Here is a 20278-nt window from a genome sequence, read left to right on the forward strand (position 1 = left end):
TTGCTATGTATAAAATACAAATTTTTTAATGTTTCGAAACGCTTATTACTATATTTCTTTATCATTACAAATTCAATAAATTTTACACAAACGTTAAAAAAAACGACATAAACGTCGTTTTTTTTACATAGATGCAAACTTTTTCTTTGCTGCAATATATCTTTTTTTCGTCTCCGTGTATTTCCTAACACTAATATATGCCTTCTTACCCTTCACAAAATATGCAAACTCTTTATCTAAATGTTCCACACAATTCAAATTAATTAGAAAAGATTTATGACACTTGAAAAAACCATACTCTTCCAGTTTTGTTTCCAAATCATTAATCTTCTCACTGCATTCATAACATCTGTCAATTGTATTAATAACACAGCCTCTTTTATTGGTTTCTATAAATAGAATATCATTAACCAAAATATTTTTTGTATCATTTCCATTTGTTCCCGTCAATGAGAAACTGTTTTTTCGATTAATCTCTCTTACTTTTTCAAAAGCTTCTTTTAATTCCTCTTTCATTTTTGTTTTATCCACATACCGGAATGCATCCACCAGATAACCTTTTCTTGCACAATTCAGATGCGTTGTCAAAATTATAATGATGCTTTCCGAATATTGTTCTTTATAATTCATTATAGTTTCAAAGCCATCCATTTCCGGCATGTCAACATCCATTAATACTACATTATATTCTCCGTTATTTTTGATAAATTCTACACCTGATTCAAAAGTATCTATTTTATCCGTTTTCTCTGTATAGCCTTTTACAACATCTGAAGCCAAATTCCTCCATTTTACTTCATCATCAACAATTGCTATTTTCATTTTTCTATGCCCTTTCTTCATTTTTTAACGTTATGGAAATTATAAACTTATCATCCACAATTTCTATATCCATCAATCCTTTGCAATCCACAACGCTATCCTCTACATTTTTCATCCCCCATCCATGATATTCTTTTTCACTTTTCGTTGTCTGCAATCTGTTCTTATCCAGTTTATCGTTAATACAATAGTAATTACCTATTTCTACAATTATTTCTTTTATCGTATATCGGCATATCACCCATATTTCCCTTTTCGTTGTTTTATCTGCTGCCTCTATTGCATTGCTCAACAAATTAAAAAATATTGTGCATAAATTGTAAGCACTAATATTACACTGTGAAGGAAAATGCCCGGCTACATTTATTTTTATATTTTTACTCTTTGCTTCTACAAAAGCTTTATTTAGAACAGCATTAACGATATCATTTCCTACATTAATGTTGCTCCCCAGATTATCTACTTTTCCAATAATATCCTGAAAATACTCCTCAAACTCTTGGTCTCTTCCTTCTTGCTTTAATTTATTTAAGAAATAAAGATGTCCTCTGATATCATGTCTGAATTTTTTTGTTTCCTTTTCTCTCTCATTCAGATATTCATACTGTTTTACCTGTTCCTCAAGATACTGTTTAATAATTAATTCTTTTTCTTTGTGTATATTTCTTGAAACCAACAGTAATATTACACATGCCATTTGTATCAATAGTCCTATGGTTACCGATATGTATATAATGATATATGCAATTTTATTTTGATATGCAATTTCCTCAAGAGTGACACGGGTCATCAACGCTAATATGCAGAAATCTGCAAATAAATTTAATGTAAAAAGAGCCAGATACTTTATATGAACCTTTCTTATGCCTTCATCTGTTATTCTTCTTAAAAGTATACTTACCATACTAATAAAACTCAATGATAACAATGCCGCAAAAAGATTTTCTAAAGAATCATTATTATAATTCATGACTGCGCTTGCTATATCTACCAGTAAAATTGACAACATGTCAAGTATTTCTACAATAACAGATACCCATATAGCACATACAATTATTTTCTTATTATTTTCTTCATAACATATTTGCATGATTATTACAACGCATAACAAATAGATTATTAATGCGATTGTCTGGTTTTTTATCACACTAATAATCAGTGAAACAACAACGGATACTATCAGTATTTTTAGATACCTATATTTATCACCTGTTTTTTCTCTTAACTTCAAATAAACTTTACATATCAACACTATTCCTAGTATATGTAAAATATCAGTAATGACTTTACAAAGTATACTCATTATTCCTCCCAGATTGTAAAATATAATATATAATTATAGCATATTTTATGCAATCTGGGAAATTTATGGTTATTTGCTTAAAACCAACTAAAAAACCACTTATACCATCTTCCAAACAAAGGTAAATCCTTTCCGTATATACTTTTGTATTGCCCGGACAACTGATAGGATACCTTTTTTATTTTTTCTGTAAATAGTTTTTGCACCAACGTTGATTTATTTTACATAAACGTTTGATAAGTTCATTATATCTTCTTCAATTTTTTCTTTCTCCGCTCTTGCAACCACTTTTCCTTCCAGTAACTCATCCATTTCTTTCATAGTTACATCAAACAACTCTGCATCAAATTCTTTACCGTAAATATCCGTAAGCTCGACTCTTGCCTGCGTATTCATCTCCGATCGGATTTTATAACGTTCTTCTGAAACTTTTTCTGTATCCTCCGGCTCAACTTTATCCTTTGCAATATCATATTCCGGATATGCAATAGCCTGATTCCTTTCAATCTTATCTGCCATCTTTTCCAGTCTTAATATTACATTGCCATACCGCTCTTTATTTTCGATACATTCTTCCATTTCATACATGGAATACATCTTATAAAATTGTGGCAAATCCCTTAACTGTCTGTCTATCTGATAAAGCTCCATCTGAACTTCTCTTAACGCTTTCCCTGCCTGTTCCTTGCGTTTTTCCTTTTCCTTTCTGGCATTAACCACCGTTTCATAGGAACGCTTTTCTTCGTTTAATCGTTCTCTCTTTCTAATCAGGTCGTATGCTCTTTTAATAACATCCATATCCTTTGGAACAAATTTTCGGAACTGTTCAATCTTTTTATCATTATCCTTTTCTGAATACATAATGCACAAAAGATTTTTTCTTAACTGTTCCAGATTTCTTGCAACTTTGATGACTTTATCCTTAACACTTTGTGCCAACTGCTTTGCTTCTTCCTTGAGTTTTAAAATCCCTTCATTGCAGAACCGAATCATCTTATTAACCATTTTGATGTGTCTGTTGGCTTCCCCTCTGTCAGTTTTAATGTTCTTTTTCTCCATCTGGGATGCCACAGTTCCCAAATGCTTTGTCGGTAAAATTTCAAGTCCCTGCCGTTCATAAGAACGGTGGTCTATCCTCTCATCATGTCCTGACTTTTCAAGATATTTGTTACACTCCGCCCAGCTCATCCTCCATTTTTCAACGTTCCCCCTGTCATTCCAGTCCGTTGTCGGAACGGATTTGCATTTATACTGACGTTTCTTTTTGTCATAAATTTTCTCTCCATTCTCATCAAGAATGTACTCTTTTTTCTGCTTACTTTCCCAACTTCTATCTTCATTAAACGGTCGGACTGTAAGCATGATATGAGCATGGGGATTACCGTCACCCTTATCATAAAAACAGATATCTGCAATCATTCCCTTGTCTACAAAGTTGCTATTGCAGAACTCATTTACAAGATTATACCCTTCCCTGAATTTCAGTTCTTTTGGTATCGAAACCTCTATTTCTCTTGCAAGTTGTGCGTTCTTTGCTTTTTCAACTTTTTCAACGGCATTCCACAATCGGGAACGGTTATAATATTGAATTGGAGCATTCCTTGATAATAAAATCTCTGTCATCACTACACCACGTTTTTTTGTGTAATCGTGAGTGATGCCATCGTAGTCACTGGTCATTTTTTCACTGCTTCTGTATGCAGCGGCTACAACGGCAGATAGCAGCCATTTTCATTTCCATTGTTTGAGACATACTTATGCGACTACTTTAGTGACAGCAGGAGCAAATGTGAAGGAAGTACAGGAGTTATTAGGACATTCTGATATTAAGATTACGCTGAATACTTATTCTCATGTAACAAGACAGACGAGAAAACGAGCTGTCGGAATCTTTGAAAATGCAATTCATGGAGTGGGATAAGAAAAAATTTTGAAAATTAAATCACACTGAATAGAGCATAGATAAAGGGCTTGCCCACAGATTTGTATGCAAATTTGTGGGCAAAATCGGATATAGACAATATGTGAACAAAAATGAGAGTTAATTTATTTTAATCTAAAATCTCGCAAAAGAGGCTAAAAAGTAGTGAGAAACAATCCATGAGAACGACAAGCTCGAATCCGCTTCGCTTCTTCTCGCTTCTGCGGCATTCGCCGCATTTAAAGGGAAAACAAGCAGTCGCCTGGTGAACAAGTTCCTCGTTCGACACTCATTTCCCCTTATCCTTCTCATTACAACACAAAAAAAGCACCTGCCCCGGAAGTCGAGCTTCCAAAACTGGTACTTCTAGTGCGCCTCCAGGGGTTCGAACCCTGGACACCCTGATTAAGAGTCAGGTGCTCTACCAACTGAGCTAGAAGCGCATTTTTTAACGCGAAGTTTATTATATCTTAACATTAATAAAAAAGCAAGTACTTTTTGTGAAAAAAATGAAAAATTTCAAAAAATTTCATATAGTACAAATACAATATATTAATTCTGTATTCTTTCATCAATATAATAGTCAACTTCAGGTTTATAGACTCGACCCACAGGTAGTGCCACACCATTTATATGTAGATATCGGGTGGTTTTGTCATAGCTGGTTATAAATGATTTGTTAACAATATATTTTTTATGGATTTGTAAAAAGGAAGAATCTAAAATATCAGTTAAATCAGCTATGCAGTGGCGGATATAGTGAAAATCACCATCAACGGTATGAAACATAACACCATGATTATATGATTCTGCATAAATCAGCTTCTCAAAATAGATTACAATATAAACACCATTAAAATCCTTAATAGTAATGGATTTTGCAGAAGGTGCCTTAGGTGCAGACAAGTCATCAAGTGTTTTGAAAATAGCTGATTTTGAATATGGTTTCAATATATAATCAAAGCAGTGAATAGTATTTACGGCATTATATATTTTATCCTTATACCCTGTTATAAATAGTATAGGTGTTGATTGATATAAAGGATTAGCTCGTATTGATTCAGCAAGAATTAATCCATCAGTTTCCGGTTCTTTTGTAAATTCAATATCAAGAAAAAATATATCTATCGTATTATTTGTAAATAAAGAAGTAGCAATTATAGTATCATTAGCAATGAAAAAATTCCATGAAGAATTATATTCTGAAATTATCATTTTCAATGCTTCTGCCTGTAAATTATCATCTTCTACTATTAAAATATTCATATTAATCTCCATTTCCTCAATACAATGCATCTTTAATATAAATGAGTAAGCAATAAATAATCCTATTGATATTATTTCAGCCCCATTTCATAGTTGTATAGTACATATGATAAATCGATATTATACAACAATAGTAAATTTAATATATTGTTTATGTTCAAGAATTTCATTATCCAGAGTTATTGTTCCATTGTATTCGTCAAGTGCATTTTTCAGGTTAAATAGCCCGTAACCATGAGAGTTTACATCCATATTTTTCGTAGTGTAGCCCTTTTTAAAGAAATTTTTCACAATCTCCGGAGTAACAGCTGGTCCGGGATTAGATATTGAGAAATTAAGCTTATTATTACTACAGTTAATATCTATATAAATTATATCATTAGTATATGAATTTTCAATTGCGTTGTCAATTAATATACCTAATAATTCGACAAGAACGTACTCGGGTACAATAGTAATAATATTAAAGTTATGTATATTATAAGAAATATTAATTTGCTTAGCAACCGCTTTAAGGTGTTCGGTATAAATAAATCCGGCAATTAATTTAAGATTAAAATCCAATAGAAAATATGGAGTATTTTCATTAGATAAAACAGAGATATTTTTGAGAATCTCTGATTTTAGTTCATCAGGATTATCGCATGTAAGAGCAAGGGAATTAAGTGCATTTAAGTCATTTTTATATTGATGTTGTCTGGCACGTACCTGGTCAACTAATTTATCAATTACGGGTAAATATTCATTATATTGTCTGATAATCTGCTCCTGGACAATAATCTTATGTTTTGAGTTGATTAAAGCAATATTAAAAAGTACAGCTATAACAACATAGAAAAATATAAGTGGATAATAAGCAATTGTTAGTTTTAAATCGACCTTCGAAACCGTAATAACAACAAATAAAGCAATGAAAATATTAAGAATTACAGCATTAAACCAAAAATCCCTTTTTAGGATAAATTGGTAAATAGGACTAAAATCAAGAAAATGAGTTGCTGCTAAAATAATTATCAATGAAGCAATATTACCGAAAATCATTGTCGAACTATTAGAAATATCCGTTAACAGAAATCCAAAAGGGACAATTAGAAATGCTCCTAATATAGCAAACATTGAATACGAAATAATAACAAGATATAGCGTTTGCAAAAATTTCTTCCTGTATATTACATATATAATCAGAAATAAAAATGGAATAGTAAAGATTCTTGAAATAAATGTATTAGTAAAATATTCAATTAGTACATATGACTGAAAAGATAATGAAAATAAAATTAATTTAGAAATATTAAAATGTATATGTTCCTTTGCCATATTTGAAATTAATAAACAAAAGCAGATGATTTCTATAATAATATTAAATTCGTTAAAAATTATATCAGTAAACATTTCCATTAAGCAAAATACCTCCCTGAAACCATATTGAGAATCAATAATGTAAAAAATTGATAATGTATTAAGATTAACCAATAGTATATTCGATTTTAAAAGACAGGTCAAATCTAAAAAGTTGTCGTTCAGGGCATGAGAATTGCAGTTCAGGGCAGATTGATGTCAAAATATAGAATTTTAGAAAAAATTATGTTATTAGTAAGGGTATGATGAATAGAATAAACAGACATATTACGGACAACTATATAAGGAAAATTAAAGCATCGAAAAAAACATCGAAAGATGCGAAAGAGATGACTGATATTGACTACGAAAGAATATCATTTGGACTTAGCATATTGCTTAGTAAGGTAGAAGAAACATTACTTATAGGAGTATTTTTTGCTATAAGAGGAAGTCTTAAGGAATTAATTATTTCAATGATTGTGCTAAAGGCAATAAGGCTGTATGCAGGTGGGATTCATATGAAGAAAGAATATCAGTGTTTTATAGTTACATTCATATATTTCTATAGTGTAATTTTTCTGTCAGAAAAAATATATCTATCATCAGAACTAAGTATTATATTACAGGCATTTTCGTATATGGCAGTTTTAATTCATACACCAATTGAGTCGAGATTAAGACATATAACGGATAAAAAGAAGATTATTCTGCTAAAAATTAAAGTGACAATCAGCTTTATACTAATCTGGATATCAGAGATTATTTTGATGAAATACAGTAATCTTATAAGCTGGTCATTAATCCTTATATTAGTGGAAAATATTGCGTATGAGTGCATAAAACTGTTTAGAGATGTGAAGAAAAAGGAGGCTACTTATGAAAAAGAACTATGAAAAATTATTAGGCAAATGTTATTAGCTGTTTTGATGGTATGAGGTAAATAAAAGTTATAAAAATAAAAAAATTGTCGTTCAGGGCATGAGAATTGCAGTTCAGGGCAGATTGAGTCCGAATTATAGAATTTCAACAAAATTTATGTTATTAGTAAGTGTGTGATGAACAGAATACGAAGAAGATGTACATATAATATTCTAATCATCATATAAAGGTATTTGAATGTAAATACTTTCATTCAAAGCAGTTATAGTAATTCTGACTTATGCAATTATAAATTGAATCAGAGTCGGAAAATGTAATTGCTCAGAAATATTAGGACAAGGAGGTGAAATCTATGATGAACATAAAAGAGAATATCATTAATCTCTTAAACAATGCATCAAAAAAGACAAGCGATAAATTCGTTATTGGAGATGAATGTTTGGCTTGGTGGGGTGAACCTGAAGTATCAGAGAAGTTAATGAACTATTATAATCAGAAAAATGAAAATGAAAGGTAGGAGACGTATGAAGAAAGCTTATAAAAAAATAATTAGTGGAATGTTATTAGCTGTTTTGATGGTTGGTGGATTAACAAAGGTAAATGCATATGCAGCAAGTGATGATTGGTATACATATTATAATGATGCTAGAAATAAGCAATTAAATAGTTATTGCACAGTATCATACTCAAGAGGCAAGTATACAGCAGAAATTACATCAATTGGTGGTAATGGATATAATAAAATTTTACCTATGAATGGAACAAAATTTAGTGGGTCATCAGGTATGATTGTAAGTAATGCTGCAAAAAAAGCAAGTGTAACTGTTGTTGAAAGTTCCACTAATGGAACAGCACAGTTTTCTGTTAGTTTAAATAACTATTCGAAGCCTACACATATATATGGAACAATAACAAGATAGCTATGCATTAACATAGGTACATAATTAATGAAATTGATTCTGTACCTATAATATTCAGACATGGAGGATTAGTGTGAAGAAAAAAAGTATAATATTTATTTTATTATTAGTAAGTGTATTTATAGTGGGATATATTTCATTTAATTTATTTAATAATAAAAAAGACAAATCAGTAAAAGATAATAATACAGTAAAAAATAATAATAACATAGAGTATATAAGTGTTGATGAATTAAAAAATGGAAGATATGACAGTAATAAAATAAAAGAATATAAATATAACAATATTTCATATGATAATGATTTATCGGTCATTATCCCATCGGTTGATAAAATTAATGAAATATCCGTAAAAGGTGTATATCCTTACAAAAATATAAAAGATCCTAAGGAATTAGTTGATGAAGAGATAAAGTTTATAAAGCATTATATAGGAACAGACTATGATGAAAAGTATTTATATGATATGATTGGATTAGAATATAAGGAAATGATAGAAAAGATAAAAGAGGGTACATATTTTGATAAAGATAATAAAGAGATGCCGGGACTTACATATTACATAGAAGATGAAAGTAAGCCATATAAGTATGCGCATGTATATGCGGGATTTAATATAATATGGTTTGATAAAGGCGAGATATATTCTTTAGAAAAGGATAATAAGAGTGCAGAGCCGGAAAATGTTTTTGAAGTAATAAAAGAATATGAATTAGATGGAAACATTGATGATGAATATCAATTAAAAGATGGAACTGCAACTATTAGAAAAGCAATAGAAAGAACAGAAAAATATTTCAATGAAGAACTGCCTTATGAAACAAATAAAGAGGTAAAAATGAAAGTTTGCCATGTTAAAGTATTGAAGGTCTCAGATGATTTGAATATTTTACAGTTTTACTTAGCAAGAGAATATCAGGGAATACCATTTGAATATGGCGGAACTGTCTGGGATACGGATAGTGATGATAAATATGCTAAGGACAGGGCAATAGCATATATGATTAATACAGATGATATAGATGTATATTGTGGTACTTATGATGGAAACACAGACAGGGTTGAGGCAAAAGAAAATCTTATAGAAAATATTGTTTCGCCAGAAGAGGCATTAAATATAGTGTCAGATAAAATAGGCAATAACTCATCATATACCATCACAAAAATAGAAGTAATATATAGGCTTAAGATTATAAATGACACTTTAAGCGAGGGTACAGAACATACAGGTATTCCTTGCTATAAAATAACTGGAATAAATAGTAATGATTCAAAAGAGACATATTTTTATGTGGAAATGAAAAATGGAAACATATTATATGCAAGAAATAAGAACATCTTTTAGAGACATAAATTAGTAAAAATAAAGGAAATATACAATACAGTATAGGGTAAAAAGCAGTATGAAGAAAAGATACATTATAACCGGAATTACAACCATATTAGTTCTGTTATGGGGCATATACATAGGTGGATATATTATAAAGAATAATAAAGAAATATCATATTCGAATTATTATAATCAGGTTGAAAGAAATGACGATTTAGAATATCTGACACTATCAGAAATACGAGATAAGAAAGATGAGGCTATTAATAAGATAGAAGAAGGTTATTATGAAAATTTACATGGTAAAGATGTTGCAATAAATTTAGCAGAAGAAGGTGTGGATAAATTATATGAGATTAAAGAGACGGAGAATACGGAACCGTATAGAGGAATTAAGGATGAAGAAACCATATTGGAGGAAGAGGTTAAGGTAATTGAACATTACTTTGATATGGATACTCTGGATCCGGAGGAACTTATAGATGTATCAACTTTAACTGCCGAGGAAAATGGTTATATCTATATTACTTATGATGAGTTAAAAGAAAAGATTAAAAATGGAACTTATAAGGCTAAGGAAGAGGTAAAATATAATTTACCAAGTCTGGCATACACTAAAATATGGTCGGACAAGGGTGATAACAGATATATTTATGTATCGCCGGAATTCAATGTTACACTCATAAAAGGAAAATTATATGAAGTTACATTCCGTAATAAAGAAAATGGTTTTCCGGAAGATCCGGAAGAAGATTATGAGCCTATAGAGATATATTATCCAAATGATAAGAATTTAGATGACAGTTACACATTATTCGATGGAAAATCAATCACAATAAAACAGGCAATAGATTTTACGGAAGATTATTTTAATAACAGACTTCCATATGATAGTATGCCTGATGTTAAAAGGAAAGTAGCAAAAATAGAAGTATTTGAAGTGGAAGAAGGAAAGATATGTCTTGAATTCTCTTTAACAAGATGTTATGAGGGATTAATATTTAATACAGGAACTATAAATTCTGTTGGTGTAATAAGTAGTCATAAAACTGATGATTTTAAGGCGATTATGGTGGATACGGATGACATTGATGAATATATAGGTAATCCTAATAATTATAATAAATTAATAAAGACATCTAAGGCTATTACAGAGATAGTATCACTTGATAGTGCTTTACAGGCATTATCAGAGAATATCGGAAGTAATTCCAGATATGAGGTTAAATCAATTGAGATGATTTATCTTAGAAATGCATTAGATGGAAATATACTTAATACTGAAAATTGGGAAGGCAAGCCTGCATGGAAAGTGGAATGCACTAATGATAATGATGATACAAACTATATTTTTTATGTTGATATGCAGACAGGTAGAATACAATATGAAGCTGTAAATTAATTGAGAAGAAAACGAAAGAGGTGTCAAATGTTTAGAGAAGAACTAACTAAGATATTAACAAATAAAGTTTTTTATCTGGCAATTGCTGCAGTTGTTGTATTGCTGTTATTGGGAAATATATATACATCACCGGAGACGGGTGAGGAATACACCGTTATTGGACTGGCTCTTGATGATGAAAAAGAGGAAGTCATAGGTATTGGTGATTTACATGCAAGAGACATTATGATAACAGGTGTTCCGGGATATTTAGAAATGTTTGTACCAATAATTGTGGCTATTCCTTTCATAATAGGAGTATGTGGTGAAAAGAAGAACAGCATTACAAGGTTTGAAATAAGCAGAGTCGGAAAAACCAGATACATAACAGGAAAATATATGGCGGCAATGTTTTCAGGAGGCTTGATAGTGCTGTTAGGATATATTATATTTTGTCTTATCATATATTTTATATTTCCAAAAGGAACCGGGATGAGCATACGGATTGAAAATGATTTTTTGAAAAATAAAAGTGGATTAACTTCAATGTTGTATAAACAAATAGGTATAAATGCACTTATAATAATGAAGTTCATAAGAATGTTTCTATATGGTGCAGTATCGGTTATCTGTGCATTTGGAATATCAATGATAAACAGGAACAAATACATAGTAATATCGATTCCGTTTATGTTGAACTATCTGTTTGAAAAATTTGTTCAAAAGGGTAAATATCCAAAACTCTATAATGCATTAGTGACCAATATAGAAGAAGTATATATTGTAGATATGAAAGAAGAGTTAATTATTTTTGGAAGTATAACAATATTAATTATGGTCTTATGCAGAATCTATATAGGAAGGAAGTGTGATTGTGGAGAAGAATAAGTCAGGATTATCCTTTCATATGATTAGAAATGTTGCACAGACAGAATACATTAAATGGATATGTAATCCGAGAATTCTTATTTTTATGATATTATATGTGTTTTTATATGATTACATTATTCAGGAAATGTTAAAGGCAGCTCATAAAATGGGAGAAATGCTTATGGTATTTGAACCATTTATTGCGATGACTAATTCATCATTATTAATAATGGTTATTCCGGCTGTATTCATTGTACTTGTAAGTGATTTTCCTAAAACAGATGGTAATACAATGTTTTACATTTCAAGAGTCGGCAAGAATAACTGGATGTTTGGACAATTGTTGTTCGGAATAATGGCGGCAGGTTCATATTTAATGAGTATATTAGTTATTTCCGTAACACTTGTTGTAAGACATTCGTTTGGTAAAAATATGTGGAGTAATGTAATTACATCATATACAAAAGCATTTCCGAACGAAAAGATGGCAAGGATTCCGATGCTTGTAAATGGAAAGCTGTATAACAATATGACACCGGTTCAGACTGTTATTTTAACCATAACGTTATTAATGCTATATCTTATGGTTATGGAACTTATGTTATTAGTAAGCTTTTCAGTTGGCAAAAGAATGATGGGAATTCTTATAAGTTATACAATTATAGGAGTAGGAAGTGCATTGTGTGGACTAAAGAGTAAAATACAATGGGTATTTCCGTCGGCACATTCAATTGCATGGCTGCACTTTGATGATGTTTTGAGAATACAGAAATTTAAAATTTCATATTCATATATTTATTTTATAGTACTGTTAATAGTACTGTTTGCAGTAAGTTTGGTAACTGTAAAAAGATACGATTTTGCAAAGATAACAGATATGGAGGATTAGTGTGAAAAATCGAATTGATATGTAGATTTTTCACACAGCTAAAGGTGTCGCAGACGTCACCTTTAGCTATTATCGCAGAGCAAAATTTGAAATTTTGCTCGCGATTCCTTCGACGTAAACGTCTGCGGAATGGAGGATTAGTGTATGAGTCAGGAAAAGAAAGATTATGCAATTCAGGTTAACAACTTAGGATTAACAATTAAGAAAGATACGATACTTTCAGATGTAAATATTAAACTAGAACAGGGTAAAATTCATGGACTTGTCGGAAGAAATGGTTCTGGTAAAACTATGCTTATGAAATGCATATGTGGATTTGTAAAACCTACGTCAGGTGATATATATGTTGATGAAAAGAAGATTGGTAAAGATGTCGATTTTCCACAAAATGTAGGAATTATTATTGAGACACCGGGTTTTATACCTTATTACAGTGGATATAGAAATCTGAAAATACTTGCTAATTTAAGAAAGAAAATTGGGAAAGAAGAAATACTTGAAATAATGAAGAAAGTAGGATTAGAGGGTGCAGAAAATAAACTTGTAAGAAAATATAGCCTTGGAATGAGACAAAGACTGGGACTTGCCCAGGCAATGATGGAGAAACCGAATATTTATATATTAGATGAGCCTATGAATGGTCTGGATAATGAGGGTGTCGAAGATATGAGAGGAATATTAAAAGAACTCCGAAAAGAAGGTAAAACTATTCTTTTAGTTAGTCATAATAATGAAGATATTCAGACATTATGTGATGAAATATATGATATAAATCATGGAAAGGTCTCAAAGAGAGATAAGGTAGAGAACTGATATTTTAGTATTTATATGGTATTTATAATAGTAATGAAACATTGATTGAGCATATTAATTAAGGTTTTATTAATAATATACTAATGTGCTGATGCGAATATTTATTACTTTGTATTGCTTGTAATAATCAAGTCTGCTATAATATATACAGTTATGATTTGCGCAAAGTACCTGCATTAGTAGAATAGAGAGGAATTTATTAATGACAGTATATTTAGTGGATTTTGAAAATGTTCGTTCAGGAGGACTTAGAGGCGTTGAAGAGCTTAGTGAGGGTGACAAAGTAGTTATTTTTTACAGTAAAAACGCAGATGCAATAACTTTTGATGTACATATGTTACTTAGCAAGAGTAAAGCTGAGATTGAAACTTTCAGAATACTTAGAGGTGGAAGAAATTCATTAGACTTCCAGTTATCAACATATCTTGGATATCTGGTTATGGAGAATAGCTATAAGAATATAGTTATAATCAGTCAGGATAAAGGATTTCTTTGTGCAACAAGTTTCTGGGAGGAGAATCAGGAGCTTTGCAATTGCAATATCAGACTTTGTAAGAGTATTGCTACTTCTGATGTGGAGAGCAGCACAAGCGATGAATTTGATGATGGTCTTACAGGTAAATTCATTGAGAAAATAGATATGAGAAAATCTCCATTTATGCAGAATAGTAATAGCAATGATAACGACAATAATGATAGTTCAACAGAAACTGAACCTCAGGGACTTGTAAAACAGTCTTCTAATAACAGAAACTCTGCCGAAGGAGAGACACAATCATATGAGAGACATTCAGACAGAGGATATGATAAAGGATATGGCAGAAGATATCCTGAGGATAAACAGACTATTAAAGATAATCAGTCTGTACCGGGAAGATTTGTTGAATATAAAACAGGTGATTACAGATCATATGGCAATTATCAGAACAATTCTTATAGTTTAAACAGACCTAAATTTGCCGGTAATTCAAATAGTTCATATAATACGAACAGACCAAGATATAATGGTAATTACAATAATTCATATGGTACAAACAGACCAAGATATAATGGTAATTACAATAATTCATATAATACGAACAGACCAAGATATAATGGTAATTATAATAATTCATATGATATGAACAGACAAGGCAATACTGATAATTATAACAATTCATATGATATGAACAGACAAGATAATACAGGTAATTATAACAGCTCTTATAATCTGAATACAGAAGTAAAAACTGAAGAAGTTAAAACAGAAAAAGTTAAAACTGAAGTAAACAACACTATAGATAAGAAACCAAATCTGAATATTCAAAATCCTACATCAAAAAATAAGATTTTTGCAGCAGAAGTAAAATTAAATATAACGGATGATATTAAGAATATTATAGGTGATAAGTATGAAGAAGATGTTGTTCCTGTATTAGTTGAAACTATTGGTAAATCAACAGGAAAACAGCACTTCTACAGAATGCTTGTAAGCAGATTAGGACAAGAAAAAGGTCATGAACTTTATATGATGATTAAAGGGCAGTATGCAAATTTAAAAAGAAAATAAATTAAGGTGTGATGTTTCACAATATTTAAAGCGTGAATATAACACTAAATAAAATGGAGATGATAATAATGTTTTTATATAGAAGAAAAACCAGTACGGAATTTAAATACATAAGATTTTTTCTAACAACATTATTATGCATCTGTTTATGTATATTTCTGCTATTATGTAGCAGAGAAAAAGAAAAAATTACAGGTACAGGCGCAAACATAACTAAAAATAATTACCTGGTTGTTGATTATCTGAATGTGGGTAAGGGTGATTGTATGTTGATTCAATCTAAAACGCACACATATCTGATAGACACAGGATACGAAGAAACAGCAGATGAGGTTACTGCATTTCTTAAGAGCAAAAATATAAAGAAATTAGATGGAATGATAATTACTCACTATGATAAAGACCACATAGGCGGGGCGAAAGATATAGTTAAGAACTTCGATGTAAATGTTATCTATATGCCTAAATATGATGGTACAGGAAGTATTTATCAGAAATTTATGGACAAACTTAATAAATGGAATAAGTTAAATCTGATAAGTTATGTAACAGATAATATCAGAATAGAATTTGACGGAATTATAATGGATATCTATCCTGCGAAAGAAACTTTTAATGAAGATGATAATAACAATTCACTGGTTACAAAGATAGTGAATAATAATGATAGTTTTTTATTTACGGGAGATATTGAAGATGAGAGAATATCAGAGTTGTTAGGTGATTCAATGATTAAGGCAGATGTTTTAAAGGTACCTTATCATGGCAGATTAGAGGATAATACCATACAGTTTATAGACGAGTCAGCCCCTGAATATGCGATAATTACATGTGAATCAGAAAGTAAAGTATCGACAAGTCTGATATATGAATTGGAGAAATTAAATGTAAAGTATTATTTTAATTGTAATGGAAACATCAGATGTGATAGCGATGGGACTAAGAATATTAAAATAGAACAAAATAAATGACATCAAAGGAAGCGACTTACAATGGGTAAAGAATTGAAAACAAATGCGATGCGTATTTTAGATAGAAATAAAATTAAATATGATATAAATACTTATGAATGTGATGAATTTATAAGTGGAACAGATATTGCTGACAGACTTGGACAGAATTATGATGAGTCATTTAAGACTTTAGTGGCAGTAGGAAAAAGCAGTAATTATTTTGTATTTGTAATTCCTATAGATAAAGAACTTGATTTAAAGAAAGCAGCTAAAGTGGTCGGCGAGAAGAATGTGGAAATGTTACATGTTAAGGATATTAATAAAGTGACAGGATATGTAAGAGGTGGTTGTACACCTATTGGTATGAAGAAGCAGTATAAGACAGTGTTGCATAATAGCATAATGAATTATGACAAAGTGATTATAAGTGGTGGACGAATAGGAACACAACTTGTTCTGGCACCAGAAGATATAGTTAAAGTAACATCAGCAATTATTGAAGATATATGTATGTAGAAAATATGAAAAGGAAAGCAGGTGGTAAGTGTGTATATTTTAGAATATGAAGTATGTGCAATAATATTAACATGTATTATCCTTGCTGCCTGCATTATGGGAAGAATAAAACATGATTCACAGTTTAAAATCTACGTGAGTATGCTGGTATATCTTCTTGTTACATCAATTACAGATTTGTTATCGGGATATTTTATAAATCATATTGAGAAATATAGTATATGGTATATATATATTTTAGAGTATATATATTTTATATTTAAGATGCTTATGATAGTAATGTATTGTTTATATAATCTCGAAAGTGCTGAAAGTTGCTACAGAAGAAATCGTAAGTTATGGGTAGTAATTACAATACCGGCTGTGTTTGGACTTGTGTTGTTAGCTATTAATACATTCACAAATGTTATTTTTAAAATTGATAAAGTGAATGGGTTTGTAAGAGGAAAACTAATTGGAGTCATATATGCCATAAGCATATTTTACATTGTATTTGCCATATTTTATATTAGAAGATTTGATAAAATCATAGAAAAATACAAATTATATAATATAGAATTCTTTGCAATAGTAACTATATTATCAGTAATTATACAGTGTGTTAATCCGAGATACCTTGTAGAAAGTTTTGGCGAGGCGATATGTTTCTTAGTGTTGTACTTTAATGTGCAGAAACCTGATGATCTGATAGACGGAAGAGTGGCCACATTTAATCGTAAAGCATTTATGGACCGGGCAAAAGTATTTATTACATCAAAGATTCCATTTAATGTAATTTCAGTAAGCATTGAGGATTATGAATATCTTGAGAAAATATTTGGTAAAGACTGCATGAGTGATTTTGAAATTGATTTAGCAGATTACCTTAATTCTAAGACAAAAGATATGAAGATATATAGAGTGTCTGACTATATGTTTTACATTGTATCTAATGTAAATACATATGAGCAAATGAAGGACTTAACAGAAGAAATACTTAAAGACTGTGACAGAGTATGGATGGTTGGAGATCTGGAGATACCTGTAATAATGGACATTTGCCTTATCCGTTATCCTGAGGATGTATCAGAATTAGAAGAACTATTTACCTGTACTAATTATTTTGCTAAGGAAGATCATGGCAAGGAAAACAGAGTAATAATTGCAGGAGATAATGAATATTATAATGGAAGAAGAAAAAGCAAGGTTAAATTAGCAATACATAAAGCCATTAAGAATAAATCATTTGAGGTATATTTTCAGCCTATTTATTCAACGAAGGATAAGAAGATTAATTCAGCAGAGGCATTAGTAAGACTTAATGATGAGGAATTAGGATTTATTTCACCGGAAGAATTTATACCGATTGCAGAGGAAGATGGTTCAATTATAAGAATTGATGATTTCGTATTAGATGAAGTATGTAGATTCGCAAGAACCAATGAATTATATAAAAAGGGCATAGAATATATAGAAGTAAATGTGTCTGTTATTGAATGTATGAAACACGATATGGCTAAAAGGGTTTCTGATAAGATTGAAAAATATGGACTCCATCCGGGACAGATTAATTTAGAGATAACAGAGACAGCCACAGTTAATTCACCTCAGATGTTAGATATTAATATGAGAAAATTAGTTGAAGGTGGTGTACAGTTCTCGTTAGACGATTATGGTACAGGATACTCAAATATTAATTATCTGATAAATCTTCCATTTCATCTTATCAAAATGGATAAGACTATAGTATGGTCATCATTTAAAAATGATAAAGCAGGAATTGCACTAGATAGTAGTGTAAAAATGATTAGAAAGTTAGGGTTCCATATTGTGGCAGAAGGGATTGAAACAGCTGAACAGGCTGCAAAATTAGAGTCTATTGGTTGTGAATATCTGCAAGGATATTATTATTCAAAACCATTATCACAGAAGAATTTTTTAAACTTTTTAGATGATTAGTAAGGCCAAGAAGTCCGTCTATGACACATGCTCTCATATTTCCTTAATCGGGTGTGTGTCATATATTTTATTTTTTGTTATAAGGGTTAAAAAGTCTTTTCTAGGATAATGGTTATAATAAAAATAGATATAGATATTTTCAGCCGAATTTTGTATAATATAAAGAAGCGTGTGTAATCGTTTTTTATATTACCGCAAAATAACAATTCAGGAGGAAAGAAAATGAAGGAACTTGGCATTCAGTCAGAAAATCCGTCAGATGGAGCAATCTATGATATCAAACAGTTAGGTATTTCTAAGACATTATTATTGGGTATCCAGCATACATTTGCAATGTTTGGTGCAACAGTATTAGTTCCAATACTGACAGGATTATCAATTTCAACAACATTATTAATGGCAGGACTTGGAACTTTATTGTTTCATTTAATAACAAAGGGAAAAGTACCTGCATTTTTAGGTTCTTCTTTTGCATTTCTAGGAGGATATTCAGCCGTTAAGGCAATGGACTTTGGCGAGGGAGTTAATGCATTACCATATGCCTGTGGTGGTGTATTTATAGCCGGACTTGTATATGTAGTGGTAGCCGCATTGGTTAAAGTATTTGGAGCGAAAAAAGTAATGAAATTTTTCCCACCTGTTGTAACAGGACCAATTATTATAGCCATAGGTCTTATACTTGCACCATCAGCTATAAATAACTGTAAAACAGACTGGCTTCTTGCAATTATAGCAATAGCCATTGTTATCGTATGTAACATATGGGGTAAAGGAATGGTTAAGATTATTCCAATTATGCTTGGAGTAGTTGGAACATATGTAATAGCAATTATTCTTGCTAAATATGGACATGGAACAATTGATTATGCAACAATCAGGAATGCTGCATGGGTTGGACTTCCATTAAAAACAAGTGAATTTATGAAATTTGATGTAAGTGCAATTGTAGCAGTTGTACCAATTTCATTGGCAACAATGATGGAACATATCGGTGATATATCAGCAATCGGAGCAACCACAGGTAAGAATTATATTGCTGATCCGGGACTTCACAGAACGCTTTTAGGTGATGGTCTTGCAACAAGTTTATCAGCAGCATTTGGTGGCCCTGCGAATACAACATATGGAGAAAATACAGGTGTACTTGCATTAACCAAAGTGTATGATCCGGTTGTTATGAGAATTGCAGCACTTTTTGCAGTTATGTTATCATTCTCACCAAAATTTGCAGCTGTAATTCAGGTTATTCCATCAGCAATTATTGGTGGTGTGTCATTAATCTTATATGGAATGATTTCCTCAATTGGTGTAAGAAACGTAGTAGAAAATGCCGTAGATTTTACAAAGAGCAGAAATCTTATTATTGCAGCGGTAATATTAGTAACATCTCTTGGCATAGAATATCAGTCAGTAAGTAATGCAGCAGGTGAATCAGTTATTGCCTCAGGTATTACATTCAATGTAGCCGGTGTAGCAATTACATTATCAGGACTTGCAATTGCCGCAATAGCGGGAATATTATTGAATGCAATTCTTCCAGGAAAAGATTACGAATTTAAAGAATAGAAAATATAGAAGCGAGGTAAA

Annotated in this window: 19 protein-coding genes and 1 tRNA gene; 14 read left to right on the forward strand and 6 right to left on the reverse strand. The window is 30.9% G+C overall.

Translation table 11 applies throughout. From position 1 onward, the window contains the following. Nucleotides 1-123: 123 nt before the first annotated feature. From OCV48_RS12215 to mobQ, 3 genes are all read right to left on the reverse strand, one after another. Nucleotides 124-822 carry a LytR/AlgR family response regulator transcription factor gene (locus OCV48_RS12215; RefSeq protein WP_021983308.1) on the reverse strand — a complete coding sequence of 233 codons (699 nt, stop codon included), beginning with the start codon at nt 820-822 and terminating at the stop codon, nt 124-126. A gap of 4 nt (nt 823-826) precedes the next feature. After that, nucleotides 827-2125, reverse strand: a complete 1299-nt coding sequence (locus OCV48_RS12220) for a GHKL domain-containing protein (RefSeq protein ID WP_021983307.1) — start codon at nt 2123-2125, stop codon at nt 827-829. Nucleotides 2126-2341: 216 nt separating this feature from the next. Further along, nucleotides 2342-3850, reverse strand: coding sequence for a MobQ family relaxase (gene mobQ / locus OCV48_RS12225; RefSeq protein ID WP_262559824.1), 1509 nt, complete (start codon nt 3848-3850; stop codon nt 2342-2344). On the opposite strand from mobQ, the gene OCV48_RS12230 reads away from it, so the two are divergent. Further along, nucleotides 3819-4046: a tyrosine-type recombinase/integrase gene (locus tag OCV48_RS12230; protein WP_394803288.1), complete on the forward strand. Its 228-nt coding sequence runs from the start codon at nt 3819-3821 to the stop codon at nt 4044-4046. The genes mobQ and OCV48_RS12230 overlap by 32 nt on opposite strands. A 370-nt stretch (nt 4047-4416) precedes the next feature. Here the strand turns inward: OCV48_RS12230 and OCV48_RS12235 are convergent. The 3 genes from OCV48_RS12235 to OCV48_RS12245 all read right to left on the reverse strand — a co-directional run bounded on the left by OCV48_RS12235 (nt 4417) and on the right by OCV48_RS12245 (nt 6464). Continuing rightward, nucleotides 4417-4489 (reverse strand) — tRNA-Lys (locus OCV48_RS12235). A gap of 109 nt (nt 4490-4598) precedes the next feature. Further along, entirely contained in the window at nt 4599-5312 is a 714-nt protein-coding gene (locus OCV48_RS12240; RefSeq protein ID WP_021983305.1) for a LytR/AlgR family response regulator transcription factor, read from the reverse strand. A 120-nt stretch (nt 5313-5432) separates the two neighbouring features. Then, nucleotides 5433-6464: a sensor histidine kinase gene (locus OCV48_RS12245; protein WP_262559812.1), complete on the reverse strand. Its 1032-nt coding sequence runs from the start codon at nt 6462-6464 to the stop codon at nt 5433-5435. 452 nt (nt 6465-6916) lie between these two features. Between OCV48_RS12245 and OCV48_RS12250 the strand changes: the two genes are divergently transcribed. The 13 genes from OCV48_RS12250 (at nt 6917) to OCV48_RS12310 (ending at nt 20257) form a co-directional block, all read left to right on the forward strand. Beyond that, nucleotides 6917-7546: an accessory gene regulator B family protein gene (locus tag OCV48_RS12250; protein ID WP_021983303.1), complete on the forward strand. Its 630-nt coding sequence runs from the start codon at nt 6917-6919 to the stop codon at nt 7544-7546. A 338-nt stretch (nt 7547-7884) separates the two neighbouring features. Beyond that, nucleotides 7885-8049, forward strand: a complete 165-nt coding sequence (locus tag OCV48_RS12255; protein ID WP_021983302.1) for a hypothetical protein — start codon at nt 7885-7887, stop codon at nt 8047-8049. A gap of 7 nt (nt 8050-8056) precedes the next feature. Further along, the gene (locus OCV48_RS12260) at nt 8057-8452 is read left to right on the forward strand and encodes a hypothetical protein (protein WP_021983301.1); all 396 of its coding nucleotides are present in this window, start codon (nt 8057-8059) and stop codon (nt 8450-8452) included. A gap of 73 nt (nt 8453-8525) precedes the next feature. After that, nucleotides 8526-9797 (forward strand): PepSY domain-containing protein, encoded by a 1272-nt coding sequence (locus OCV48_RS12265; RefSeq protein WP_262559815.1) that lies wholly within the window; start codon nt 8526-8528, stop codon nt 9795-9797. A gap of 58 nt (nt 9798-9855) precedes the next feature. Next, nucleotides 9856-11184 (forward strand): PepSY domain-containing protein, encoded by a 1329-nt coding sequence (locus OCV48_RS12270; RefSeq protein ID WP_021983299.1) that lies wholly within the window; start codon nt 9856-9858, stop codon nt 11182-11184. 27 nt (nt 11185-11211) lie between these two features. Beyond that, on the forward strand, nt 11212-12051 hold the full coding sequence (locus OCV48_RS12275) for an ABC transporter permease (protein ID WP_021983298.1): 840 nt from the start codon (nt 11212-11214) through the stop codon (nt 12049-12051). Continuing rightward, on the forward strand, nt 12038-12922 hold the full coding sequence (locus tag OCV48_RS12280) for a hypothetical protein (RefSeq protein WP_147592096.1): 885 nt from the start codon (nt 12038-12040) through the stop codon (nt 12920-12922). The genes OCV48_RS12275 and OCV48_RS12280 overlap by 14 nt, the downstream gene beginning before the upstream one ends. Nucleotides 12923-13066: 144 nt before the next feature. Then, complete coding sequence (locus tag OCV48_RS12285; protein WP_147592097.1) at nt 13067-13735, forward strand: ABC transporter ATP-binding protein; 669 nt, start codon at nt 13067-13069, stop codon at nt 13733-13735. A 202-nt stretch (nt 13736-13937) separates the two neighbouring features. Beyond that, nucleotides 13938-15284, forward strand: coding sequence for a PIN domain-containing protein (locus OCV48_RS12290; protein ID WP_021983295.1), 1347 nt, complete (start codon nt 13938-13940; stop codon nt 15282-15284). Nucleotides 15285-15352: 68 nt separating this feature from the next. Then, nucleotides 15353-16255 (forward strand): MBL fold metallo-hydrolase, encoded by a 903-nt coding sequence (locus OCV48_RS12295; RefSeq protein WP_021983294.1) that lies wholly within the window; start codon nt 15353-15355, stop codon nt 16253-16255. Nucleotides 16256-16276: 21 nt separating this feature from the next. Next, nucleotides 16277-16753: a Cys-tRNA(Pro) deacylase gene (gene ybaK / locus OCV48_RS12300; RefSeq protein ID WP_021983293.1), complete on the forward strand. Its 477-nt coding sequence runs from the start codon at nt 16277-16279 to the stop codon at nt 16751-16753. A gap of 30 nt (nt 16754-16783) precedes the next feature. Further along, the gene (locus tag OCV48_RS12305; protein WP_021983292.1) at nt 16784-18691 is read left to right on the forward strand and encodes an EAL domain-containing protein; all 1908 of its coding nucleotides are present in this window, start codon (nt 16784-16786) and stop codon (nt 18689-18691) included. Between the two features lie 222 nt (nt 18692-18913). Further along, nucleotides 18914-20257: a uracil-xanthine permease family protein gene (locus OCV48_RS12310; RefSeq protein WP_021983291.1), complete on the forward strand. Its 1344-nt coding sequence runs from the start codon at nt 18914-18916 to the stop codon at nt 20255-20257. Nucleotides 20258-20278: the final 21 nt, after the last annotated feature.

Origin of the sequence: Bovifimicola ammoniilytica, from assembly GCF_025567085.1 — a bacterium.
GTDB lineage: Bacteria > Bacillota > Clostridia > Lachnospirales > Lachnospiraceae > Bovifimicola > Bovifimicola ammoniilytica.